This is a genomic window from Treponema vincentii F0403 (genome assembly GCF_000412995.1).
GTDB classification, from domain to species: Bacteria; Spirochaetota; Spirochaetia; order Treponematales; family Treponemataceae; genus Treponema; species Treponema vincentii.
The window spans coordinates 255,614-280,128 of sequence record NZ_KE332512.1 but is presented as its reverse complement, the minus strand read 5'-3'; the positions used below and the strand labels follow the sequence as shown (position 1 = coordinate 280,128).

Annotated in this window: 18 protein-coding genes; 14 read left to right on the top strand and 4 right to left on the bottom strand. The window is 48.5% G+C overall.

Annotated elements, in window-relative coordinates; genetic code table 11:
• Positions 1–161: 161 nt before the first annotated feature.
• The 5 genes from HMPREF1222_RS01240 to HMPREF1222_RS01220 all read left to right on the top strand — a co-directional run bounded on the left by HMPREF1222_RS01240 (position 162) and on the right by HMPREF1222_RS01220 (position 5,424).
• Entirely contained in the window at positions 162–947 is a 786-nt protein-coding gene (locus HMPREF1222_RS01240) for an alpha/beta hydrolase (protein WP_016517873.1), read from the top strand.
• Between the two features lie 86 nt (positions 948–1,033).
• Positions 1,034–2,311: an ABC transporter substrate-binding protein gene (locus HMPREF1222_RS01235; protein WP_038076391.1), complete on the top strand. Its 1,278-nt coding sequence runs from the start codon at positions 1,034–1,036 to the stop codon at positions 2,309–2,311.
• A gap of 270 nt (positions 2,312–2,581) precedes the next feature.
• Entirely contained in the window at positions 2,582–3,496 is a 915-nt protein-coding gene (locus tag HMPREF1222_RS01230; RefSeq protein ID WP_016517871.1) for a carbohydrate ABC transporter permease, read from the top strand.
• Positions 3,493–4,347: a carbohydrate ABC transporter permease gene (locus HMPREF1222_RS01225; protein ID WP_016517870.1), complete on the top strand. Its 855-nt coding sequence runs from the start codon at positions 3,493–3,495 to the stop codon at positions 4,345–4,347. The genes HMPREF1222_RS01230 and HMPREF1222_RS01225 overlap by 4 nt, the downstream gene beginning before the upstream one ends.
• Before the next feature lie 33 nt (positions 4,348–4,380).
• Positions 4,381–5,424, top strand: a complete 1,044-nt coding sequence (locus tag HMPREF1222_RS01220) for a threonine aldolase family protein (RefSeq protein ID WP_016517869.1) — start codon at positions 4,381–4,383, stop codon at positions 5,422–5,424.
• A 7-nt stretch (positions 5,425–5,431) separates the two neighbouring features.
• On the opposite strand, the gene HMPREF1222_RS01215 is transcribed toward HMPREF1222_RS01220, so the two are convergent.
• Positions 5,432–7,846 carry a Lon protease family protein gene (locus tag HMPREF1222_RS01215; protein WP_016517868.1) on the bottom strand — a complete coding sequence of 805 codons (2,415 nt, stop codon included), beginning with the start codon at positions 7,844–7,846 and terminating at the stop codon, positions 5,432–5,434.
• A gap of 110 nt (positions 7,847–7,956) precedes the next feature.
• Between HMPREF1222_RS01215 and HMPREF1222_RS01210 the strand changes: the two genes are divergently transcribed.
• From HMPREF1222_RS01210 to gyrA, 4 genes are all read left to right on the top strand, one after another.
• A complete protein-coding gene (locus tag HMPREF1222_RS01210) occupies positions 7,957–9,180 on the top strand; it encodes a hypothetical protein (protein WP_016517867.1) in 1,224 nt (407 codons plus the stop codon).
• A complete protein-coding gene (locus HMPREF1222_RS01205) occupies positions 9,164–10,129 on the top strand; it encodes a GNAT family N-acetyltransferase (protein ID WP_016517866.1) in 966 nt (321 codons plus the stop codon). The genes HMPREF1222_RS01210 and HMPREF1222_RS01205 overlap by 17 nt, the downstream gene beginning before the upstream one ends.
• Positions 10,130–10,638: 509 nt before the next feature.
• Positions 10,639–12,555, top strand: coding sequence for a DNA topoisomerase (ATP-hydrolyzing) subunit B (gene gyrB / locus HMPREF1222_RS01200; protein ID WP_006189397.1), 1,917 nt, complete (start codon positions 10,639–10,641; stop codon positions 12,553–12,555).
• A 13-nt stretch (positions 12,556–12,568) separates the two neighbouring features.
• Positions 12,569–15,085 carry a DNA topoisomerase (ATP-hydrolyzing) subunit A gene (gene gyrA, locus HMPREF1222_RS01195; RefSeq protein ID WP_016517865.1) on the top strand — a complete coding sequence of 839 codons (2,517 nt, stop codon included), beginning with the start codon at positions 12,569–12,571 and terminating at the stop codon, positions 15,083–15,085.
• Positions 15,086–15,593: 508 nt separating this feature from the next.
• Here the strand turns inward: gyrA and HMPREF1222_RS01190 are convergent.
• Complete coding sequence (locus tag HMPREF1222_RS01190) at positions 15,594–16,859, bottom strand: Glu/Leu/Phe/Val family dehydrogenase (protein WP_016517864.1); 1,266 nt, start codon at positions 16,857–16,859, stop codon at positions 15,594–15,596.
• Positions 16,860–17,158: 299 nt separating this feature from the next.
• On the opposite strand from HMPREF1222_RS01190, the gene HMPREF1222_RS01185 reads away from it, so the two are divergent.
• From HMPREF1222_RS01185 to HMPREF1222_RS01175, 3 genes are read left to right on the top strand one after another with little or no spacing between them, the layout of a single operon-like run.
• Complete coding sequence (locus HMPREF1222_RS01185) at positions 17,159–18,268, top strand: MraY family glycosyltransferase (RefSeq protein WP_016517863.1); 1,110 nt, start codon at positions 17,159–17,161, stop codon at positions 18,266–18,268.
• Between the two features lie 17 nt (positions 18,269–18,285).
• Positions 18,286–19,860 carry a glucose-6-phosphate isomerase gene (locus tag HMPREF1222_RS01180; RefSeq protein ID WP_016517862.1) on the top strand — a complete coding sequence of 525 codons (1,575 nt, stop codon included), beginning with the start codon at positions 18,286–18,288 and terminating at the stop codon, positions 19,858–19,860.
• Between the two features lie 23 nt (positions 19,861–19,883).
• Positions 19,884–20,531, top strand: a complete 648-nt coding sequence (locus HMPREF1222_RS01175) for a GTP-binding protein (protein ID WP_016517861.1) — start codon at positions 19,884–19,886, stop codon at positions 20,529–20,531.
• Between the two features lie 168 nt (positions 20,532–20,699).
• Here the strand turns inward: HMPREF1222_RS01175 and HMPREF1222_RS13245 are convergent, their stop codons facing one another.
• Both HMPREF1222_RS13245 and HMPREF1222_RS01170 read right to left on the bottom strand, forming a co-directional pair.
• Positions 20,700–20,801: a type II toxin-antitoxin system YoeB family toxin gene (locus HMPREF1222_RS13245; RefSeq protein WP_081636868.1), complete on the bottom strand. Its 102-nt coding sequence runs from the start codon at positions 20,799–20,801 to the stop codon at positions 20,700–20,702.
• A 44-nt stretch (positions 20,802–20,845) separates the two neighbouring features.
• Positions 20,846–22,180, bottom strand: a complete 1,335-nt coding sequence (locus HMPREF1222_RS01170; RefSeq protein ID WP_016517860.1) for a C1 family peptidase — start codon at positions 22,178–22,180, stop codon at positions 20,846–20,848.
• A 259-nt stretch (positions 22,181–22,439) separates the two neighbouring features.
• On the opposite strand from HMPREF1222_RS01170, the gene hslV reads away from it, so the two are divergent.
• Both hslV and hslU read left to right on the top strand, forming a co-directional pair.
• On the top strand, positions 22,440–22,979 hold the full coding sequence (gene hslV / locus HMPREF1222_RS01165; RefSeq protein WP_006189387.1) for an ATP-dependent protease subunit HslV: 540 nt from the start codon (positions 22,440–22,442) through the stop codon (positions 22,977–22,979).
• A gap of 23 nt (positions 22,980–23,002) precedes the next feature.
• Positions 23,003–24,463, top strand: a complete 1,461-nt coding sequence (gene hslU, locus HMPREF1222_RS01160) for an ATP-dependent protease ATPase subunit HslU (RefSeq protein ID WP_016517859.1) — start codon at positions 23,003–23,005, stop codon at positions 24,461–24,463.
• Positions 24,464–24,515: the final 52 nt, after the last annotated feature.

Genomic DNA, 24,515 nt, shown 5'->3' with positions numbered 1-24,515 from the left:
CGGTTTTGTGTAGTGGAAATCAACTGCTTGTCAACTGCTTTAGCTGCAACGCCTTTGAACACTTCCTCAGGCATTACCGTTATTACCTTAGATTTTTTTATTGACACTTCCCGTATCTACAGAATATAATCTAGTTCAGTTTTAGGATAAGAAAAAGTAAGATGGCACTTGTTTATACGGAAATTTTTGCACAATCTTTTATGCGCCCCGTCTCTCTATGCGCTGTTATTCCGGCGGAAGACAGCGCGCCCGATGTCTCCGGTAACAAACCGCAAGCACAGGAAAACAGGCCGCTCAAAACGCTCTACCTGCTGCACGGGCTATACGGATGCCATACCGATTGGCTTACGCTTACAAACATACGGCGCTACGCAACGGAAAAACATATTGCCGTCATTATGCCGTCGGCGGAAAATGCATTTTATATTGATGGAAAACTTCCCGGGCAGCAGTACGGAACCTTTGTCGGGGACGAACTGATACGGCTTACACGGAGGCTGTTTCACCTTTCGGACAAGCGGGACGACACAGTTATTGCAGGTCTTTCGATGGGAGGAGCCGGAGCAATACGGGCAGCGTGTTTATATCCGCAGAACTTCGGAGCCGCGGCCGGTATTTCCTCCGCCTTTTTAACGAGGGAACATCTTTCTCCCGAACATCCCGTCTTTACTCCCGAATGGGCAAAGGGGATATTCGGCAGCATAGAGAATATGGAAAGCGAATATAAAAATGCCGTATATACCATGAATCGATCCGTATCGAAAGGAGAATATCCTCGACTATCCCTTGAATGCGGTACATCGGACAGCTTAATCGGCGTAAACCGGGATTTTCATCGTTTTTTACAGGAAAACGGCGTCGAGCATTATTATGAAGAAACTGCGGGCGGACATGAGTGGCCGCTTTGGGATCGCGGAATCCAAAAGGTTATTAACCGTTTTTTTTAAAATCGGTTAAAATAGAAGAAGCATCTGCAAAGCTTAATTTTTTAAAGATGCTTTTCAAAATTTTCAATAGTTAGGTAAGGAGGCAAATGATGAAAAACAAAGTCATTGCAGCTTTGGCAGCATTTTTTCTTTTGACACCGTTGGCATTAACAGCCATGGGCTCAAATGAAAAAGGCAGCGGATCCGGCGAAAAAGTTACGCTGGAATTTTGGACATGGCGTACCGAGGATGTGGAATTCTACGAAAAAGTGATTCAAGCCTTTGAAAAAAAGCACCCAAATATCACGGTAAAGCAAACCGCCATTAAAAACACCGAGTATAACACAATCGTGAGTGCATCACTGCAAGGCGGTGGCGGACCGGATGTCTTTATGGGCAGAGCCTACGGCGGTTTACAGACGCTTGCGGATAGCGGATATCTCCTTGCACTTGACAACCTTATCCCCAATTTAAAGGATTATTCCGAACCGGCAAAGCAGGGTGCCCGGAGCATTAAAGACGGAAAAATATACGGCCTGCCTGCGTTAAGCCAAGCGATCTTCTGCTACTACAACAAAGCCATTTACAAAAAGCTTGGCTTAAAAGTTCCGACAACGTGGAACGAATTTATTTCCAATCTTGAAGTATGCAAGAAGAACGGAATTACCCCGCTTGCAAACGGCTCAAAAGACGGATGGACGGTAGAAACGCTTTTAGGAGGCGTCGGCCCCAATTTCTACGGTGCCAACGACTTTTTCAATGCAGTCGTCGCCGGTAAAACCACCTTCGAAGATCCCCGCTTTGTCGATGCGGTTAAAAAGATCGGTGCATTGCGACCCTATATGCCGGAACTGTTCACCGGTGTCGGCTATACCGACATTCAAGGCGCATTTATGAATGAAATGGCCGCACACATGATCGGCGGTTCGTATGAAGCAGGCACCTTTAAGGCGAACAATCCTTCCCTTGACTTCGATGCGTTCCCCGTACCGGGTACAACGGCAGGAAAACAGTATGTTACCTTCTATGCCGATATGAACTGGGCAGTCAACGCCGGAACCGCACATAAAGAAGCGGCTCTCACCTTCCTGCAATTCCTCGGTTCACCCGAAGTAGGCAATATGCTGATCTCCGATCTTAAAATGATCAGCTCAACCCCGGGTGTTGATACTTCGTTGGATCCGTTTGTCGGAAAAGTCATCACGATGATGAAAAACAGCACCAGCTATATCTTCCTCGTTCCGTTCCGCTATGAGCAGCCCACCGGCTCCGCTCTGTGGCAGGCAGCAGGACAGGGATACTTGGCAGGTACGTTAACTGCAGAACAAGCCTGTAAGAATGTACAAACAGGCATCGCAACCTACTATAAACCTTTTCAAAAATAGGGATGTAGGGTAAACACATCAGGTCATCTTTTTAACCCCCGCAGAATAATTGGGGTTGTTCAACCAGAGTTGAACCGCTTTGCGGTTCAAATGGTCTCACAGCCCCAATTATTCTGCGGAATTTGATCTATTTGCCTGATGCGTTTACCCGCCTGTGGGAAAAATGTGCGAAATTTTATTTCCATAAAATTTCGCACAAAAGGAATGCACCTGCCTGAATTATTTCCAAGGCAGGTGCCATGGATAACATAAAAGGGCATCTCTAAAAGTATGATAACATCAAAGACAAGTAAATTTTTATGGATTGCGTTTTTTATAACGCCGGCGCTCTTAATTGTAAGCGTGTTTATTCTGTTACCGCTTTTTATGAGCTTGTTTAACAGCTTCTTCAACTGGAATCAGCTGCTCCGCGGAACGTTTACCGGATTGGGTAATTTTAAAAAGCTGTTCTTTACTTTTCCGTATAATGAACGCTTTTTTAATGCGTTAAAACATAACGGTATCTGGTTCTGCTGCACGATGCTCATTCAAAACAGCCTCGGTCTGCTGTTCGGGTACGCATTAAGCAGAAAGATCGCAGGACATGGAATATTTAAGCGAGTATTCTTTATACCGGTACTTTTTTCAATTGTAGCGGTAGGCTTTTTGTGGGGAATGTATTTAAAAAGCGACGGACTCGTCAACAGCTTTTTAAATCTTCTCGACCTCTCTTCTCTCCGGCGGGCATGGCTCGGCGATGAAAGTACGGCAACCTTTGCCATCATCGCAACGAATATCTGGCGGTGGGTAGGCTTCCCCTCGCTCGTATTCCTTGCAGCGATTGACTCAATCGATCAAAGCTGTATCGAAGCAGCGTATATCGACGGCGTTAGCGAGATAGGCTTGTTTTGGAAAATCATATTCCCGCTCATCATACCGTCGATAACGGTTATCACGGTATTAACCGTCATCGGTAGTTTAAACGTCTTTGAACAAATATATACCATGACCGACCTCGGCGGCGGACCGAACTACAGCACCGACACCATCGGTACGCTTTTTTACCGCACAGCCTTCGGCTCGGTTGATACGGGTAACCCCGAAATCGGAATCGGCAGCACCATCGCCGTTATCATCTATATTATGACCTTCTGTATTTCGCTCGTATCCGTCGCAATCGGTAAGACAAAGGAGACACAGGTATGAACATGAACTTACGCATTAAGACTGCCTCTCCAATGAAGAGCCTTACTATCGGCGTTATTTTAACGTTGATGATTGTCTATGTTATTTTGATTGCGTATCCGCTTTTCAATATGGTCATGTCCTCCTTAAAACCGACACGGGAGATTCTCCAACACCCGTTTGCCTTACCGGTCAATCCGGATTTCTCCTCGTATAAACGAGTTTGGGTCGATATGGGGTTCGGCACCTTCTTTGTCAACAGTATCATCGTAACCGTATCTTCGATGGTCTTAGTATTGCTGTTCGGTTCGATGGCATCGTATGCTATTAGCCGGTATGCATTCAAGGGAAATACCCTGCTGTATATGATCTTTTTAAGTGGTATTATGCTGCCGCTCAAGGCCGCCATCATTCCGCTTTTTATGATTATCAGAAAACTCGGACTTATGGATAACTTTTTGTCGGTTATCTTGATTTTTACCGCAATGGGTATTCCTTCAACGATATTTATCCTCTCCGGTTTTTTTAAGGCTATTCCTGCAGACCTTGAATACGCAGCGCGGATAGACGGATGCAATGACTTTGTAATTTACAGTAAGATTATGATGCCGGTCATTGCGCCCGGAATTGCGTTGGTAACTATCTATAACGCAGTTCCTATCTGGAACGACTTCTTCTTTCCGCTCGTTTTTTTGCACAGCAGAAGCTTAAAAACGTTGCCGGTCGGCCTCAGTACCTTTTTCGGACAGCACAGTACCAACTGGACACTCCTCTTTACCGGATTAACCGTAGCCATCTTACCGATGATGATTCTCTATTTATTTATGAGTAAGTATTTTATTAAAGGAATGACAGCCGGCGCGATAAAGTAGGAAAAGTTTAAAAATATAAGCAAGAGGTACGGCATGGAAACTGAAAATAAACTTTATTTTTCTTCGGATTATATGGAAGGAGCGCATCCTGCGATTATTCAACGCCTTGTACAAACGAATATGGAGCAAACGGCAGGGTACGGCACCGACGAATACTGTGAGCGGGCACGCAGTCTTATCAGAAAGGCCTGTAACTGTCCGGATGCGGCAGTACATTTTCTCGTCGGCGGGACTCAAACGAATGCAACGGTTATCGATGCGCTCCTTAACCGGTATGAAGGCGTTATTGCAGCGCAAACTGGTCATGTTGCCGTACACGAAGCAGGCGCGATAGAGTTCGGCGGGCATAAGGTGCTGCCCATCACAGGCGACAAAGGTAAAATTACCGCCGCAGCAATTGAACACTATCTACGGGATTTTTATGCAGACGGAAACTATGAGCACATGGTGCATCCGGGGATGGCGTACATCTCGCAGCCGACGGAATACGGAACGCTTTACACCAAACAGGAAATAACGGCAATCAGTACAGTCTGCCGCAAATACCGTATCCCACTCTATGTCGACGGTGCACGGCTTGCGTATGCGCTTGCCTGCAAAGAAAACGATGCAACGCTTGCAGATCTTACGGAATTCTGTGACGCCTTTTACATCGGCGGCACTAAATGCGGCGCTCTCTTCGGCGAAGCGGTCGTTATCCCCGATCCTAAGCGCAGTCCGCATTTTTTTACCATTATGAAGCAGCACGGCGCTTTACTTGCAAAAGGAAGGCTGCTCGGCATCCAGTTTGAAACGCTTTTTACCGATGATTTGTATCTCCATATCGGGGACACTGCAATCCGTGCCGCCGACACCATCCGCGCCTTTCTTGATTCACACGGATATGAACAATATTTTGCCGCGCCGACCAATCAGATCTTTATTGTGCTCGAAAACACCCGTTATGCGGAACTTTCTCAAAAAATCGCATTCGGTTTTTGGGAAAAGAAAGACGATTCGCACACTGTTGTCCGCATTGCAACCGACTGGGCAACCACGGATGAAAACGTAACAAAACTCCTACAGGCGCTTGCATAAAGCTCCCCTATTTGCGGAATGCTTTCACCTTTTCCGCAAAGTCCCGCAGCGCTGCAGAAACGCGCACGGTAACGGAGGTTGTATCCATACCGCTCAGCAGCTCGATACCTTCGTCGATGTTGCTTACCGCCCATATCCTAAACCGCTTTTCGGCGATTGCCTTGATGACACGCTCCGGTAAAAAGAGGTTGTTCTTATTGCCCTGCGGAATGAGCGCGCCTTGCGTACCGGTAAGGCCGAGAATCGTACAGGTGTCGAAAAAACCGGTTATCTTTTCGGAGATGCCGCCGACCGGCTGCACCATACCGAGCTGATTCAAACTGCCCGTTACCGCAATGTCCTGCCTAAGCGGTATTCCGCCGATTGCGGAAAGCAGCGCGAAAAGTTCGGCACAGGAAGCGGAGTCCCCGTCGATCATTCCGTACGATTGTTCAAAACAAATAGCGGCGGAAATCGACAGCGGGAAATCCGGCGCGTACTTTTGCCGGAGAATAGAACTGATAATGAGGTGCGCTTTATCGTAGATTTCGCCGGAAAGCCCCGCTTCCCGCTCGATGTTGATAATACCGGCGGTACCGGGGGATGCTTGAGCAGTAACGCTCACCGGTATGCCGAAGGTATGAAAGCCGCGCTCTTCTACCGCAAGCCCGTTGATTTTCCCGACCGCCGTGCCGCACGTATCGATTAAAATCTCTCTAAGCTGCACCATCTCGGCAAATTTTTCTTCGGGTAACGCCGAAAGATAATGCCGCCGCTCGATCGTTTTGCGGATAACTTCGTCGGTAATCAGCTCGCAAGACAGCTGCTTTGCCGTATAATTAGCCTCCGCAACAAAATCCGCAAGCTTCGTAAATTGGGCGGATATCAGATGCCGGCTCTCCGAAAGTTCAACGGCATACGCAAGCAATTTCGCATAGCCTGAATCGCTGAATGGCAGCGAATGTCGGTCTTTCACAAAGGTTTCAATCAGCGCCAATACGGCCGCCAAATTTTCATCAGTCAGCGGCATCACCGAATCGAATTCGGCGCATACCTTGAACAGCTTATAAAAGTCGGGATCCTCTTGATAGAGAATCTCATACGAGTATTCCCCGCCGATGATGATAACCTTCAACTGCGCAGGTATCGGCTCCGGCTTTAAAAGCGAAGGTGTGTGCGTACCGGCAGGAGGCGCCTGTACGGTGATTCGCCCCGACTGCAATACCCGCTTTAAGTACACCCACGAATCCTCTTCTTCCAAAAGGTCTTTCAGGCGCAGCACCAAAAAACCGCCTAAGGCACGATGCACCGCTCCCCCGCGCAAACGCAAATGTCCGTTAATCACTCCGTATTCTTCATCGCCGTGTCCTTCGATTGTACCGAAGAGATTGGCAAAGCTCGGCTGGTTCTCGTCGATAACGTAGGATTTGTCTTCCGTATTTTCGCAAATGAGATTGATTGCATACCGCCCGAAAAAAGCCTTCTTGTGCCGCGGAGACTTAAACGGCGCTGCATACATAACGGCACGGGCGATTAAATCCGCTTCGGTCTTCTTTAAAAAAGCGGCGACCTTTTCGTTGTTTTTTTTCTGCGTATCGGTTTCTGCAGGATAGCTTTCCAGCATCGAATGAGCAGGCTTAAATTCCGCCTCGATAACGGGTTTAAGTAAATCGATATACAGCTGCTTGAGCTTTTCTTCGGCTTCCGTTCTCTTTTTCCGCAATAGCGCAAAAAGATCGGCAAGCTCATCGAGCGAACGGTAATACGTTTCGCGCAAGTCGTTGAGCGTTTGTTCTGAAAATTTTTTCCGCGCGACCTGCAGCTGCAGCTCACCGAACGGTACTTCTTTTCCTTTAATGAGCGGAATCAAATCGACGGATTGATTGGGATCATCTTTAAGCTGCAAGAGTTTAAATCCTCGCGACAGCATCATCACTTCAAAATTTGCAAGCATGGAGTTTTCATCGCTGTCTACCGCCGACATAATCTTCTTTTGAGCGGACAAAAAATTCTCCGACTTTTCAATCTGCAGCGCTTGTTTGTAAATATTTTCAACCGCATTCTTAAGGCTGTGCTGAAATTTCTTACCCTCGCCCGCAGGGAAAAACAGCGCAACCGGTTCGGACGGATGGCGGTAATTATACGCATACGCGATATCTTGCAAACCGGCGGTATTTGGTTTATAGTCCTTGAGCAACGAAGAAAGAACCGTCCGGCGGCCTGTCCCCGGCGCTCCCATAATAAAAATGTTGTAGCCGTCGTCGTCAATACTTAAGCCGAGTTCCAATGCGGAAACCGCACGGAGCTGTCCGACGATCGGTTTATTCGGCGCTTGTGTTTTTAATGCGGCGATTTTTGATTCCGGTATATCGAATTGAATTTCCGAAAGCGGAAGCTCCCGTGCCGAAGCCTGCTGCAGGGTATTTGATGTTGATGTATTCAATAGCTTCAATCTCCTCAATACTATATTATAACTATATTATAGAATTATAGAGAGAACCTCTAAAACCGGTTACGGCTTTGGAGCTTCCCGTTACTTCAAAAGGAAAAAATATGACCGATCTGTTACTAAGTGAGCTTGTAGCGCTGCTCCTCTTACTGCCGGTATTGCTGCGCCCCTTTTCAAAAAGCTTAAAAAGAGGCAACGCAATTCCTATTTTACCCTTTCTAAGCCTCTTTGTCTGTATCTGTATTATTATCGGACAGGGAATTGTTCTCTCTCTTTTTCTCTTAATCTTATTTGTGCTGATTGTCTGCCTTTCGGAAATTATACGGCTTATCGCGTTTACCCAAGGAGTGCTGAACGACTTTTACGGCATTGCATCGGTGATACTGCGAATTGTGTTATCAGCTCTTTTCTGCGGCATAGTGTATTGCGTATTCACATTTGCGCCGGAAGCGAATATCAGAACCGAATATCCGCTGACAATTCGCCCTATTGATTCATATCCCATCGATTCACCAACTAACCCTATTGAAGGATTATTGATTGAGCGGCAGGGGGGCGCCGATAAAAGAGCTTTAGTGATTATTGCCGAAGCTCTCCCCTATTCCGGCAAGCCGGAAACGCTTGCAGCCTTGCTGGCGGATCAGGGATACACCGTAGCGGAAATAACGGGACTTGAACCGCGCGGTATTATTCCCCGTATCGAACTGTACCGCAAACTGCTGCCCCTCATCGGCAAAAAAGAGCAGCGGTATTTAGCGAAAGAAGATAATCCTGAGATAGCTGCGTCCTTCGCCTCGTTTCTCGAAAAAACGGTTGCCCGCTACGGACGCACCAAGCGGATATTTTTATACGCGGAAGGAATTTACACCGATTTGGCAGCGCACTTTTGTACGGAAAATCCGGGCGTATTTACCGGCGTGTTTTTCTGCCTCTCCGAAGAAGAGCCGCTGCCGTCCGCCCCCGAAGGATGGGCACGGATTGTGCGGGAACAACAGCCTGACACTACCGCCGAAGACAGTTCTGCCGCGGACACTCCCGCTGCCGCATCCGAGCTCGCAGCATCCGATCAAACGGCAGTTGCCGGCGGAAACGCCCCTGCCGAAAAACCTTCCGCGGCATCCGCTGCCGCGCGGCAGTCATATACCGAACAGGTGCAGCCGCTGCCGTTCTGCTTCTATATCCGCCCCTACTCCGAACTTGCAGGCTTCGGTTCGCTGCGTGCGGAAGACATCCTCGCGGCAAAATTGTTAGGCAGCGGCCGCAGTATCGGCAGGCAAGACAAAGCTGCTGCAGCCGCGGCATTTGACCGGTATGCAGTACTGTTTTGAGCTATTAACCCCGCAAACTATCTATGACGCGGCTGCATTCGTGCAAAAGCACGAATACCGCTGCATCGATCTTGCAGAGCAGCTGCGGCTTTGCCTCTACCCCGGCTATACGGCACGGTATAAAAAGGCGGCAGCGGTATATGCCTACCCGCAGCAGCACACTTGTCCGCAACCGCAAAAAATCTGCTGCGGAGTCTTACTGTTCAGCACATATGGCATTCTGTTCCACTGCATCGGTACGGAGCTTCCCGAAGAGGCAATTTTAGCTTTCGGCCGATTCTTCTTGGAACGGGATTTTTCTTATACGGAGCTCTATGCCGTTGCAGGTCTCCGCGAGCACACGCTCCTTTTGGAATGGCTTATTCCCGAAACCGCCTCTGCTCAACATACATCAGCTCGGCTCGACGCCGCCGTAGATTACCGCTTGATGCGGCGCACTAAACCTTGTACGGATGCATTCTTTAAAGCGGCGCAGCACAACATAAACGGCACGCTGTCGATTGAACGGGCTGCGGAAAGCGATCTTGAAGAACTCTTCCCGCTCCAGCTCGATTATGAAAATACCGAAGTCGCCTTTGAAGGCCGCCCGATAAACCCAAGCGTATGTAAACTTTCGCTGCGCGCCCGCCTTAAAACCGAATATATCTACAAGGTATCGGCAGACGGGCAAATACTCGCAAGGGCGGGAACCAATGCCCAAGGCTTTCACTGGCTGCAAATCGGCGGGGTCTACACGCTGCCCGCATACCGGAACAAAGGCTTAGCCGCAGCAGCCGTTGCGCATCTCATCAAGACCCATAGCGCGGAAGCGCACGGCTTTGCGCTCTTTGTAAAAACCGCCAACACGGCTGCCGGCCGCGTATACGAAAAGCTCGGCTTTGCGCAATGCGGCTTATTCAGGATGAGCTATTGGAGAGCGAGGGAGAAAGAAAAGCTATCCTCTAAATAATTGCTTAAATATAAAACGGCCTGCATAATAGCCGCCGATAGAAGCTATTACAGCCTGATTTTTTGACAAGCCTGATTCTTTACTTGACAGTATTATGATATGCTGTTATATTCTTATACAGCAGCTGAGAATTTTGGTCGCGGAGCAATTGGAGTTCCGGGATTGCAAATTCTCGGCTTTTTTCATTAATAGCTCCTACAATGCATCGGCAGGGAGACACGTATTCCCTTTGATGTATCAGTAGATTCGTTTTATTCTGCAAGCAATATCCGCTATTTCGTATTAAAAGCACACAGCACAAAGCTGCTGCTGCGTTTGTCTTATAACAAAACCGAGCCGCCGCAGCCTTTACTTTTTCGGCCGATTATAGTAGAATAGCCCGATTTCCATAAAGAGCGGGAGTTTCTACCGTTAAAACCATTTTTGTAGGATAACCCATAATTCACAGGATACCGTCAAAGATTACTCTTTTTTCCGGTTCCCTTCATTTTTAGTCTCAAGGATAGTACATGACAACGCCTTCTTATTCAGCGGAAAATATTACGGTTTTAAAGGGGCTGGACGCCGTCCGCAAGCGCCCCGGAATGTATATCGGCTCTACCGGCCCTGACGGGCTGCATCATCTGGTATATGAAGTTGTCGATAACTGTATCGACGAAGCAATGGCCGGCTATTGCGACACCATTTTGGTAGTATTGGAAAAAAACGATACCGTCCGGGTAGAAGATAACGGACGCGGTATTCCCGTCGACATCCATCCCGAAGAGGGAGTGAGCGCGCTTGAGCTGGTCTTAACCCGGCTCCACGCCGGCGGTAAATTCGACAAGGGTTCATACAAGGTTTCCGGCGGTCTGCACGGTGTCGGTGTTTCCGTCGTCAATGCGCTGTCTACCAGCATGGAAGCGATTGTGTGCAGGGACGGTTTCGAGTATGTGCAGAAATTTGCGCTCGGCGAGCCGCTCGGCCCTGTTACCAAACGGGGAGAAACTCAAAAACGCGGTACTACCATCCGGTGGACTGCCGACCCGTCTATTTTTACCGAAACAACTACCTATAATTTTGATGTACTGGCCGTGCGTCTCCGCGAACTCGCCTTTTTGAACAACACTATCAAGATTACGCTCCGTGACGAGCGGCTCTCTACTCCTAAAGAGGTAACCTTTGCATTTGACGGCGGGCTTTCTCACTTTGTGCGCTATCTAAACGAAAGCAAGCAGGTGCTGCCCAAGGAGCCTATCTATTTTGAAGGCGAAAAAAACGACGTTGTTGTTGAGATTGCGATGCAGTACAACGACGGCTATAAAGAAAACATCTTATCATTTGTCAACGATATTAACACACGGGAAGGCGGCACGCATCTGGAAGGGTTTAAAACGGCGCTTACCCGCGTGATGAACGAATTTTTGAAAAAAAATGCCAAGCTTTCCAAGAAGATGGAAAAAGAAGAAAAGCTGATGGGTGAAGACGTGCGCGCCGGTTTAACCGCCGTATTGTCGGTTAAAGTGCCGGAGCCTCAGTTTGAAGGGCAAACCAAGACTAAGCTCGGCAACAGCGAAGTGCGCAGTATTGTCGACACCTTTATCAACGAAAAACTCACGCTTTTCTTTGAACAAAACCCCATCGAAATAGACAAAATCCTCGAAAAAGCGGTCGGCGAGGCAACCGCCCGTATCGCGGCGCGGAAAGCAAAGGAAGCAACCCGCCGGAAAAGCGGCCTTGACAGCTTCGGTTTGCCGGGAAAACTTGCAGACTGCTCTTCCAAAGACCCCGAAAAGTGCGAGGTCTACATCGTAGAGGGTGATTCTGCAGGCGGTTCCGCAAAGAAGGGGCGCGACAGTAAGACGCAAGCTATTTTACCGCTATGGGGAAAGATGCTGAACGTCGAAAAAACACGGCTTGACAAGGTGCTCAACAATGAGAAGCTCCAGCCGATTATCGCAACGCTCGGTACCGGCATCGGCGAAGACTTTAACCTCGATAAAATCCGGTATCATAAAATCATCATTATGGCTGATGCCGATGTCGACGGTTCCCATATCCGCACGCTGCTGTTGACTTTCTTTTTCCGCTATATGCCCGAACTGATCGAGCACGGCTTTGTCTATCTTGCAATGCCGCCGCTCTATAAAATTTCTTACAATAAAAAAGAATGGTATGTCTATGACGACAGTGAGCGGGACTCAATCTTGAACGAGATCGGCCGCAGCGTCAGTCCGGCGGTGCAGCGGTACAAAGGTCTGGGTGAAATGGACGGCACACAGCTGTGGGAAACGACGATGGATCCCGCCCGTCGCAAGATGATGCGGGTAACCCTTTCCGATGCGGTAGAAGCCGACCGGATTTTCAGCACGCTGATGGGCGAAGAAGTAGAACCCCGCCGCAAGTTTATCGAAGAAAATGCGGTCTATGCGAATTTAGATGTGTGATGGAGTATAAAACGTGGAAGAAATAAAGACGCCGGAAGGCGGGGTATTGATCCCGATTTCGATTGAAAATGAAGTAAAACGTGCATATATAGACTATTCGATGTCGGTTATTGTCAGCCGTGCGCTGCCTGATGTGCGGGACGGACTGAAGCCGGTACACCGCAGAATCCTCTATTCAATGGAAGAGAAGAACCTGCGGTATTCGGGACCGACGCGCAAGTGCGCTAAGATTGTCGGTGATGTACTGGGAAGCTACCATCCGCACGGCGATGCTTCCGTCTACGATGCGCTTGTCCGGTTGGGGCAGGATTTTTCGCTCCGGTATCCGGTTATTCATCCGCAGGGAAACTTCGGAACCATTGGCGGAGACCCGCCTGCTGCTTACCGTTATACGGAAGCGAAGATGGCGCGGCTCGCCGAATCGATGGTAGAAGATATTAAAAAAGACACCGTCGATTTTATTCCGAACTTTGACGATTCCACGCAGGAGCCGACTGTTCTGCCCGGTAAGTTTCCGTTTTTGCTGGCGAACGGGTCGAGCGGTATTGCGGTCGGTATGGCAACCAATATGCCGCCGCACAACTTACGCGAAATTGCCCAAGCGGTGTCCGCCTATATCGACAATCCCGACATCACCATCGATGAACTTGCCAAATACATAAAAGGGCCGGATTTTCCTACCGGCGGCATCATCTTTGGGAAAAAGGGTATCCGGCAAGCCTTTAAAACCGGCCGCGGTAAGATTTTAGTCCGGGGCAGGTTCAATATCGAGGTTGATAAAAAAGGCAAGGAAACGATTATCTTTACCGAAGTGCCCTATCAGGTGAACACCACGGCGCTTGTTTCCAAGATCGGCGAACTTGCCCGCGAAAAAGTGATAGAAGGGATTGCCGCAGTCAACGACGAAACCTCAGACCGCGCAGGTTTGAGGCTCGTTATCGAGCTGAAACGGGGTGCAATCGCAAAGGTGGTGCTGAACCAGCTCTTTTCTAAGACCGCGCTGCAATCCTCCTTCGGCGTTATCAATCTTGCTTTGGTGGAAGGCCGTCCGCAGACGCTGACGCTCAAGCAGCTGGTCGGCTACTTTGTTGCGCACCGGCAGGAGGTAGTTACCCGCCGCGTCCGCTTCGACTTGAAAAAAGCCGAGGAACGTGCCCATATTTTACGTGCGCTCATCGTCGCTATCGACAACATCGATGAGGTGATAAAGATTATCCGCGGATCGCGCGATACGGCAAGCGCCAAGAATGCGCTGATGGAGCGCTTCTCCTTTGACGACGTACAGGCGCAGGCTATCGTCGATATGCAGCTTAAACGACTGACCAGCCTCGAAATTGAAGATCTCCGCAAGGAATTGCAGGAACTTGAGGTATTGATCGAGCACCTGAAAGACCTCTTGGCGCATCCCGAAAAAATCCTTGCGCTCATTAAGCAGGAAACCGATGAGCTTGCGGAAAAATTCGGCGATGACCGCCGTACCGATATCGTAAGCGACGAGGTAGAAGAGATCAACATCGAAGATCTCATTAAAAAAGAGCAGATGGTGGTGCTGGTTTCCAACCTCGGTTACATCAAACGGGTGCCGGTTACCGCCTACAAGCGGCAGAACCGCGGCGGCAAGGGTTCCAATTCGGCGGCACTGGTAGAAGACGACTTTATCGACCAGATTTTCACCGCTTCCACCCATGACTACATCATGTTTATCACTAACGAGGGGAAGGCGTACTGGGTTAAGGTACACGAAATCCCCGAAGCAAGCCGCACAAGCCGCGGTTCTCATATCAAGTCGCTCCTCGCCGTATCTTCCGACGAGGAAATTACCACGATTGTATCCTTAAAAGAGTTTAGTAGCGACACATACCTCTTGATGGCGACGGCGGGCGGCATTGTGAAGAAGGTACAGACCGACAGCTTCCAAAATGCCAAAACGCGCGGCATTATCGCCATTAAGCTCGATGAAGGGGATAAGCTTGTCAGTGCAATCCTTACCACGGGTAAGGATGAGCTGATGCTGGTAACTCGGCAGGGGCAGGCGCTCCGCGTTTCGGAAGCAGAAATACGGGATCAGGGACGCGCCTCGCATGGGGTAATCGGCATCAGACTGTCCGGCGGGGATGAGCTGACCGGTGCGCTCCGGATCAATAACGGTAAGCTCCTCGTAATGAGCGAGAACGGCTACGGCAAGCGGGTTGACTTTTCCGAGTTTTCTCCGCACGGACGCGGTACCGGCGGGCAAAAGGTGTACACCGTTACCGAAAAGACCGGAGAAGTCGTCGGGCTATTAGCCGTTGCCGATGACGACGAGATCGTGTGCATCACCGGACAGGGAAAAACCATCCGCGTGCAGGTTTCTTCTATCAACGTAATGGGACGCGCCGCGCAGGGGGTTAGAATTCTCGACATCGAAAGCCCCGATCAGCTCATCGGCTTGGACGTGGTTGCGCGGGAAGACGAAGAGTCTATCACGCCCGCCGCTTCGGAAACAACCTTCAACGGGGAGCTTGACCTTGACGGCGGGGATGCGGAGTAAAAAGAGACGCAGAATAGAAACTTTAAAATACACCAATTTATTTCCGCCTATCGGACGGATTATACTCTTAAAGTAAAAGTTTCGCTTTATGTATCGCTTTTTATCAATACGGCGTACGGCTTATTTACAGCAGCTTGCGGCTTAGCGTATCACTCATGGTGGTTCGGTACTCTGGCGTTTTACCGGCGGATGAATGCCATAACCGGCACGGCTGTATGTACTGTGATTTTCGGAACAGCGGTATGTATGATCATCGGCGCTGCAATTAATTACAATCGTCTACAACAAAAACGCAGCTCTTAGCAGAAAATAGGGATTCCCTCTGCAGTGAGGTGAATCTGCATAGTTTTTTACGGCTCGTAAGCCGTAAAAAAGGCGCACCGGCTGACCGTTTACGTCAACCGATGCGCCTTGTAGCTTAAAACCCTTTGACCTAACCGTACAGAAGCTTCTAAAGATGAATGTTAGAGGTTCCCGTATATTTTTTCCGGCAAGTTAAAGTTTGGGATTAATACCAGCCTCTTACCTTCATAGCTTCATCAATTCTCTTGATGGACTTCATATAAGTTGCTTGGCGGAAAGAAACGTTCTTTTCTTGCTTTAATGCCCAAATCGGGTTAAACGCATCGACCATCGCGCGCTCTTCTTTCTCTTCAACTTCTTTTTCGGTCCAGTAGTAGCCGTAGAGGTTCTGTACCCATTCAAAGTAAGAAACGGTAACGCCGCCCGCATTGGTCAAAATATCGGGAGTAACGAGGATGCCTTTCTTGTAAAGGATATCGTCCGCTTCCAATGTGATGGGGCCGTTTGCGCCTTCGCAGATCAGCTTTGCTTTAATCAGATTGGCTTCGTGCTCTTTAATTGCGTTTTCCATTGCGCAGGGGCTGATAACATCTACGTTCAATGCCCAGAAGTCATCGAGAGAAATCTTCTTCGCACCGGGGACGTGGAGCAAGCTGCCGTCTTTTGCCTTTGCAGCATCCAATTCTTCAAAGGTAAATCCGCTTTCTTTATAGGTTGCGTAAGTACCTTCTTTTTTGTCGAACTCTGCGACTGCAACGACTTTTCCGCCCAACTTGATGATGTTTTTAACGGTGAACTTTCCGACGTTTCCGAAACCTTGAACGGCAACGGTTGATTTTTTCAAATCCATACCGATCGCCTTGCAGGCTTCGCGCATAACAACCGCAACACCGAAACCGGTCGCTTCGTTTCTTCCCTTGGAACCGCCATAAGTAAGCGGCTTACCGGTAAATACGCCGATTGTCTGTTCGCCGGTCAGCTTATTGTATTCATCCTGCATCCATGCCATGATTTGGCCGTTGGTGTTGACGTCCGGAGCAGGTACGTCTACTTTTTCGCCTAAGTACTTATATAAACCGCGTACCCAGCCGCGTGACAGCTGTTCAAGTTCTCTCTGAGACAGTTCGGAAGGATCAACAGTGATACCGCCCTTGCCGCCGCCGTAGGGAATACCGGTAACTTGACATTTAATACTCATCCAGATAGAAAGAGCTTTTACTTCATCGGCATTAACATTCTGGTGGAATCGGATACCGCCCTTATAGGGGCCGACCGCATCGTTATGTGCAGATCTATATCCCTTAAATACCTTGATAGAGCCGTTATCCATCTTTACCGGAATGGAAATTTCGATCATCCGCTGCGGTTCTTTCAATAATTCATACACCGCGGGATCCGTACCCAAAGCATCGCATGCTTTTTTTACTTGCGCTTGCGCATTCGCCAACGGGTTTAAGGTTTCTTTGCTCATAAAACTCCTCCTCAACAAGTTTCAGCAAATAATCATTATGGCAAAATGTAGCTAAAAACTTTAGCCGTATCCATTTTGCCGTGTTTATATCTTCTATCAGTATAGAACCGAAATTGCTAACAGTCAAGCAAAAATTTGCCTTGTCAAAAATTTGCCTTTATAACTCATCGCGGTATATTCCGTCTTGTATATTCCTGATTAATAGGCTATCATATCGGATACAGAGTTTTGCGTCTTTCGCACTTTGAGGTTTCCCTGAAACCGGTAAGAGGAAAAGTTACTATTCCGTTGAGGTTTTAATGCAACTGACAAATATGCAGCTTATTCTGTTTATGATGCTGATCCCCTGTGCTGTTTCAGCTTTCTTTGTATACCTTGTAATTATTTTTGCAAAACGGCACAATTTATATGATGACGTCGGCGGCAGGAAGATACATTCGGGCAACATTCCGCGTTTAGGCGGTGTCGGTTTTTTTTCAGCCTTTGTACTAAGCGTCTTTATCGTCTATTTCAAATTCCCGGGAACTATTGTAATAACTCACCAATTCTCCGCTATTATTATCGGAGGCATTTTAATCTTTTGCATGGGGCTGTGGGATGATTTAAAAAACTGGCGGGCTATTTATAAACTTATCGTTCAACTCATTGCAGGGTGTGTCGTTACCTATGCAGGTTTCCGCTTTACCGGCATCAGTTTTGCCCCCATCGGTCTTTCCATCCCCTTCGGTATTCTTGCCTATCCGATAACAGTACTCTGGATTGCAGGGGTTACCAATGCCGTAAACTTAATGGACGGAATCGACGGACAAGTCGGCTGTTTAAGTATTTCACTGCTCATCAGCTATATCGTGCTCTTCGTTAAAGATTCTCCGCCTCATTTTTCCATGATTTATGCCTGCATCATGTTAAGCGCTGCTATTATCGGGTTTTTATTTTTTAATCTTTCCTATCCTAAAGCAAAGATATTCATGGGCGACGCAGGCTCTCAATTTCTCGGCTTCGTACTTGCAATACTTCCGTTGGTACCGAGAAATAATGGGTACGAAACTGCAGCGGCTCCTTTTGCTGCTGTTTTTATGATGCTGCCTATATTCGATATGATTGCAGCTATTTGGCGGCGAATACGGGATAAAAAACCGATTCGGGAAGGGGACAGGTTACACATCCACCATAAGCTGATGCTCTTCGGTTATTCGCCGCGGGGTGCATTGGTCATCGTAATGGTTTTGCAGATTATCATCGATATTTTCGTAACACTTGCTGTCATTTCTCAGGGGCTGATGGCGTTAGCAACTCTTATCGGACTATTGCTGGTCGGAATCTTATTCTTTGCGCTCATCCATTTTGAAAAAGAAAAACATATTGCTCATGAGAGTGCCGCTCATACGGAAAATAATGAGAACCTCTAAAAACAAAGGAGACGATTATGTGGAAAAACTTGGATGAATGTTCTTTCTTAAGAGATTTGCAAGAGGCACAAATACCGGATCTAACACAGTGGATGCATGGAGAGGGCGGCGCATACCGAATTGAGCGATATTCGATACCGATGCCTGCCGGTATGCATTATAATTATGCCGCAAAACAGGTTGATGATAACATACTAAATATTCTCGGCGCAGTTGCCGATGAACAGCAAATAAAATTGAAGTATGAGATGCTCCTGAACGGCGATGAAATCAATACCGGAGAAAACCGCAAAGTTCTGCATCACCTTACGCGCGGGCAGCTGGGCGGCGATGTTATCTATAACGGTAAAAATATGCGTACCTTTTATCTGGAACAGCTTGAAAAAATTCGCGAGTTTTCCGAAGCGGTCAGAAGCGGTTCCATCACCACTCCGTCCGGCAAGCCGTTCACCGATGTCGTGCAAATCGGTATCGGAGGTTCCGACCTCGGCCCGCGCGCATTGTACCTTGCGTTAAAAGCATGGGGAGAGCGGCATAACAAGCTCAAACTCCGCGCTCACTTTATATCCAATGTAGACCCCGATGATGCGGTAGCGGTGCTTTCCGCGCTGGATTTATCAACAACGCTCTTTATCTTGGTTTCCAAGAGCGGCACGACGCTCGAAACGCTGACCAACGAGCGCTTTGTCAGTCAATTTTTACAGGAAGCGGGGCTAAACCCTGCAAAGCAGATGGTTGCCGTAACGAGCGAAACCAGCCCGCTTGCGAATAATCCTTCCTACCTTGCTTCGTTCTATATGGATGACTTTATCGGCGGGCGGTATTCTTCAACCTCTGCGTGCGGCGGCGCGGTGCTGTCGCTGGCATTAGGCGCGGATACCTTTGATACTCTCCTCGCCGGAGCCGCAGCGGCAGATAAGCAAGCCCTGAATCCCGGCATGAGCAGAAACGCTGCGCTCACGGATGCGTTGATCGGTATCTACGAACGGAATATCCTCGGTTACGGCAGCACCGCGATTCTGCCCTACAGCCAAGCGCTTTCCCGCTTCCCCGCTCACCTGCAGCAGCTCGATATGGAGTCAAACGGTAAGTCGGTAAACCGCTTCGGCAAACCGATTCACTATAAAACGGGGCCGGTTATTTTTGGGGAGCCGGGTACTAACGGGCAGCATTCGTTCTATCAGCTGCTGCACCAAGGCACCGATATTATTCCGCTCCAATTCATCGGCTTTGAAGAAAGTCAATACGGCAAAGACATCACCGTAGAAGGATCTACCAGCCAGCAAAAGCTGCTTGCCAACGTTGTCGCGCAGATTACCGCCTTTGCGTGCGGCAAACAGGATGACGATGCGAATAAGAGCTTTGCCGGCGGGCGCCCTTCGAGTCTTATCTACGGAAAGGCGCTTACCCCGGAAACACTCGGCGTTTTGCTTGCGCACTACGAAAACAAGGTTATGTTCCAAGGCTTTATCTGGAATATCAACAGCTTCGATCAAGAGGGGGTGCAGCTCGGCAAGGTGCTGGCTAAAAAAGTCTTGTCGCACGATATGCCGCCCGAACTCGCCGCTTACGCCCGCCTTTTCGGACTATAGAACGGCGGATTAGCACAACCGATATGCTCAAGATCGTATCCGCCGAGTTCATCAAAGGGGCAATCAGCAGCAAGCAATTCCCGCAAACGGGCGTTCCCGAGTTTGCCTTTTTCGGGCGCTCCAATGCGGGAAAGTCCTCGCTCATCAATATGCTCCTTAATAGAAAGAACCTCGTAAAAACGGGTTCAAAGCCGGGAATGACGAGAGAGATTAACTTTTTTATCGTGAATGCTCCGGCCAAAACCGGCCCGGAAAAGAATAATACGGGCGTCGGGGCTCCTCAAAAGAACAATGCCTTAAAAGTATTCACTGTTGCAGACTTACCCGGCTACGGCTTTGCGCAAGTATCGCTGCCGGAGCGAAACCGCATCGACACGATGCTCTACGATTACTGCACCACCCGCTCCGAATTAAAGATAATGTTTTTTTTGATGGATATCCGCCGCGAACCTACCGACGTTGAGCGGAATACCCTTGCATTTTTTCGGGAACAGGGAATAAACACGGTTCTAACCGCGACCAAGGCGGATAAGGTGAGCAAAAACAAACAGGCAAAGCGCATTACCGCCCTCGCCTCTTTTTTTGACTGCAGCAAGGATTCAATCGTTCTCACATCCTCTACAAAAAAAACAGGCAGAGAAACGCTGCTGCAGCACCTCTCCGCCGTCTAACGCATCAGACCGTTTTTTAGCAGTCCCGCAAAATAATTGAGGCTGTTCAACCAGAGTTGAACCTCTTCGCGGTTCAAATGGTCTCACAGCCTCAATTATTTTGCGATTTTTATCCACTCTGCCCGATGCGTTAGACCGCTATTGGATAAACTTTCGCGCTGTATGTTCTCAATCAGTAAGCAGTTGATTAATTTTCTTCAGCGTTTTTTTGTCTTGCATTATCCAATATGTATAATCTGACCATGCATCATCTGAAAAATCCTTATGCACTTTTATACCTCAACAAGTTCATGTATTGAATGTTGCCCGTTTTCCTATATCCGTGCCAAGGCTCCCATAGGATCCCACGGTTCAAGCTGCACCAGCGGCTGCTTTAAGGCGTCGAGCCATTTTTGATCGACAAAGGCTTTTTCTACCATAATCTGATAGGTGTACTCGTTGAACCATGCATCGGACATCGAGAACATTCCCTTTTTACCGGATTCGTCGCCCCACGAATTTTCTACCTGCCACTTAATCGGCTTCCCCGACTTGTCTAAATCGACGCCGGTCAGCACCATTGCGTGGGTAAGAAGACTGTCGCCGTAATCGAGCCGCTCCGCTTTGGTGAATTCAGGCAATTCGCCGAGTGTTTTATCGTACAGATACACTTCGGTATCCATAATTCCTTCGGGACGGCAAATATACGGCCCCATATCGCAGCCGAACCAGACCGGCTTACCTGCCTTAATCGATTCAATAGCGGCAGTTTTGAGCACTTCGATCGGCACATTGATGTAGTGAATCGGTTCCGCCTCTTTGACGGTACCGAGGAACTTTACCGTGTAGGCTCTGCCGTAGGGCTTATCCACCGTCGGCGCATTGATTAAGCTGATTTTATCGTTCAGATTCCAGCCAACATATTCCTTAAAGAACTGCTGCGGCGTAATCCGTTCCGCCTTATGAAAGTTTTTATCCTTGTCGCGGCATTCAAAGTCGAACACACGGGGAGGCTCTCCCAAGGCTTTAACCAGTACAGAGTACACGTGCGAAAGGTATTTTTCCTTGTCTGTGCGGAGCTCTTTGATAGACTTACCCGCCTTGTGTCCCTCCCGCAAAAGCTGCGCATATTTACGGAGGCGATGGGTCAATTCGGCAACAAAGAAGCGAGTATCGGAAGAATGAAAGGTTTCCGGCATCACATCCTTGGGCACAACGCCGTATTTTTGCAGGATACCGGAGAACATATCCCACTGTCCGCCGTCCTGAATAGGCGCGCTAAGCAGGTGAGCCATCAGCCGCCCTTCGAGCGGTTCGTCCAGCGTTTCCAAAATACTTTCAAAAAAATAATTGGATTTTTCGAGTTTATCCCAAAACAGCGTGTAGTTCTGTGAAAGCTCAAAGGTTTCAAGGTTGAGCTTTTTCATTGTTTCGACACGGGCGGCATTCAGCGAAGCAAACATCCAGCATCGGCCGCTCTTTTTTTGATTGGTAATTTCTCCGCGCTTTGTCTCGTCGGAAAAACAGAAATTGTGGCGGCGGCGGACATCATAGTTAAACGATGCATCTTCAATGCCGTTCTTGGCGACAGCCCCTGCGATAACCGCATTCGACAGATCGGCATGGTAGTCGCTCTCAAACTTTTTTAAAAGTTCGGGTGAAATATTCATTATAACTCCTCCAGGCTTGATTGCCCCTCAATATGTGAAAAATCTTATAAATAATACATCGCTTACATTATAAAATCAAGGTTTTACAGTAATATACAACGGAAGCGTATTGTGATATACTGGACGGTAGTATCGATTTATCCTAATGGGAAGCTTTAAAAACCGGTGTTTTTAGAGGTTTCTCTTACATTTACTTGCGCCGCTCAAAACTTAGCGAAGTTTGGCGGCGCCTACAATTATGGAGCATGAGGTTCTATACATGGGAAAAACAAAGGTTCGGAGTACAACGGTTATTGCCGTAAAACGGAACGGGAAAGTCGCAATGGCCGGAGACGGACAGGTAACGATGGGAGAAACGGTAATGAAGGGGAACGCCCGTAAAGTCCGCAAAATTTACGACGGTAAGGTGATGACCGGTTTTGCAGGGGCAACTGCCGATGCTTTTACGCTGCTCGAAAAATTTGAAGGGCGGCTCAAAGAATACAGCGGCGACATTACCCGCGCTGCGGTGGAACTCGCAAAGGAATGGCGCACCGATAAGATGCTGAAAAACCTTGAAGCACTGCTGTTGGTTGCGGACGCAAAGACCATTTTGCTGATTTCCGGAAACGGGGATGTCATTGAACCGCAGGAAGAAGTGCTCGCAATAGGGTCGGGAGGTAACTATGCATACGCTGCAGCGCTCGCCCTACTCCGCAACACGGACTTATCCGCCCGCGAAATTGCGGAAAAGAGTTTGAGCATTGCCGGACAGATTTGCGTATACACCAATGAAAACGTACATATAGAAGAAATATAAACATAAAACATATAGGAGACACAATGACAATCAATTTGGATGAATTAACCCCGCCGCACATTGTGGCGGAGCTGGACAAATATATTATCGGACAGACACAGGCGAAAAAGGCTGTCGCCGTCGCGCTGCGGAATAGAACGCGCCGTCTCAAATTGAGCGAAGAGATCCGTGAAGAAATTGCGCCGAAAAATATTCTGATGATCGGACCGACCGGCGTCGGTAAAACGGAAATTGCCCGCCGGCTTGCAAAGCTTTCGGGAGCGCCGTTCCTCAAGGTGGAAGCGACAAAGTACACGGAAGTCGGCTATGTCGGCCGCGACGTCGAATCGATGATCCGCGATCTGATGGCGGTCGGCTATTCTATGGTAAAAAGCGAGATGCAGGAAACGCTGAAAGCACAGGCGGAAAAAAACACGGAAGAAATTCTCCTTGACCTTTTGCTGCCGGGTTCCAATAAAAAGAAGCGGAAAACGGAAGACCGTCCGCTTTTAATTACCAACGAAGCGGGGAAAACCGGCGAGTCGGAAAATACCGGAAAAATTGAAGCGGATGCCGGCCGCACGGAAGAAGACGGCGGACAGGACAACGGCGACATGAGCGGAACGCGAGAAAAATTCCGCAAGATGCTGAGGGATGGTAAATTTGAAGATAGAATGGTAGAAGTTTCCGTACAGCAGTCCGGTATGCCGAGTTTTGAAATCTTCGCAGGCGGCTCCAACATGGAAGACCTCGAAAGCGCGATGTCGAATATCAGCAGTATGCTGATGGGTGCCGGAAGAAATAAGCGTAAAACCACCAGCGTAAAAGAAGCGCGCACGATTATTATGGATGACCAGCTTGATAAGCTCGTCGATCACGATAAAATCGTAGAAGAAGCAAAGGAGCGGGTTGAGCAGATGGGCATTATCTTTATCGACGAAATCGATAAGGTTGCTTCCAAAAGCGAGCGGAGCAGCGGTATCGACGTATCCCGCGAAGGGGTTCAGCGCGATATTCTGCCGATTGTAGAAGGCTCCAAGGTTAATACAAAGTTCGGCGTTGTCGATACGCGCCACATCCTGTTTATCGCGGCGGGCGCCTTCAGCATTTCAAAGCCGAGCGACCTTATCCCCGAATTCCAAGGACGCTTCCCGCTGCGGGTAGAACTGGAATCGCTCCATGCGGAAGACTTTAAGCGGATATTGCTTGAACCTAAAAACGCATTAACCAAACAGTATAAAGCGCTGCTCGAAACCGAAGGAGTTACCGTTGTCTTTACGGATGACGCAATCGACCGCATGAGCAACCTCGCCGCAGAGGTCAACTCTACGATGGGAAACATCGGCGCCCGCCGCCTGCACACGATTATGGAAATGCTCTTGGAGGATATTTCCTTTAACGCGAGCAATATGACCGAAAAAAACGTGGAAATAGACCGCGCGTATGTCGACGAACGGCTGAAAGATATCGTACAGGATCAAGATTTATCGCGTTATATCCTATAGCGTCCCTCAAGGGAAATTTTATAATGCCGATATATGAGTATACGAATAACTT

Bases quoted from the DNA above. Each gene is read 5' to 3' on its own strand.
- HMPREF1222_RS01240 (WP_016517873.1), top strand. From the start codon at position 162: ATGGCACTTGTTTATACGGAAATTTTTGCACAATCTTTTATGCGCCCC.
- HMPREF1222_RS01235 (WP_038076391.1), top strand. From the start codon at position 1,034: ATGATGAAAAACAAAGTCATTGCAGCTTTGGCAGCATTTTTTCTTTTG.
- HMPREF1222_RS01230 (WP_016517871.1), top strand. From the start codon at position 2,582: ATGATAACATCAAAGACAAGTAAATTTTTATGGATTGCGTTTTTTATA.
- HMPREF1222_RS01225 (WP_016517870.1), top strand. From the start codon at position 3,493: ATGAACATGAACTTACGCATTAAGACTGCCTCTCCAATGAAGAGCCTT.
- HMPREF1222_RS01220 (WP_016517869.1), top strand. From the start codon at position 4,381: ATGGAAACTGAAAATAAACTTTATTTTTCTTCGGATTATATGGAAGGA.
- HMPREF1222_RS01210 (WP_016517867.1), top strand. From the start codon at position 7,957: ATGACCGATCTGTTACTAAGTGAGCTTGTAGCGCTGCTCCTCTTACTG.
- HMPREF1222_RS01205 (WP_016517866.1), top strand. From the start codon at position 9,164: ATGCAGTACTGTTTTGAGCTATTAACCCCGCAAACTATCTATGACGCG.
- gyrB (WP_006189397.1), top strand. From the start codon at position 10,639: ATGACAACGCCTTCTTATTCAGCGGAAAATATTACGGTTTTAAAGGGG.
- HMPREF1222_RS01190 (WP_016517864.1), bottom strand. From the start codon at position 16,859: ATGAGCAAAGAAACCTTAAACCCGTTGGCGAATGCGCAAGCGCAAGTA.
- HMPREF1222_RS01185 (WP_016517863.1), top strand. From the start codon at position 17,159: ATGCAACTGACAAATATGCAGCTTATTCTGTTTATGATGCTGATCCCC.
- HMPREF1222_RS01180 (WP_016517862.1), top strand. From the start codon at position 18,286: ATGTGGAAAAACTTGGATGAATGTTCTTTCTTAAGAGATTTGCAAGAG.
- HMPREF1222_RS01175 (WP_016517861.1), top strand. From the start codon at position 19,884: ATGCTCAAGATCGTATCCGCCGAGTTCATCAAAGGGGCAATCAGCAGC.
- HMPREF1222_RS01170 (WP_016517860.1), bottom strand. From the start codon at position 22,180: ATGAATATTTCACCCGAACTTTTAAAAAAGTTTGAGAGCGACTACCAT.
- hslV (WP_006189387.1), top strand. From the start codon at position 22,440: ATGGGAAAAACAAAGGTTCGGAGTACAACGGTTATTGCCGTAAAACGG.
- hslU (WP_016517859.1), top strand. From the start codon at position 23,003: ATGACAATCAATTTGGATGAATTAACCCCGCCGCACATTGTGGCGGAG.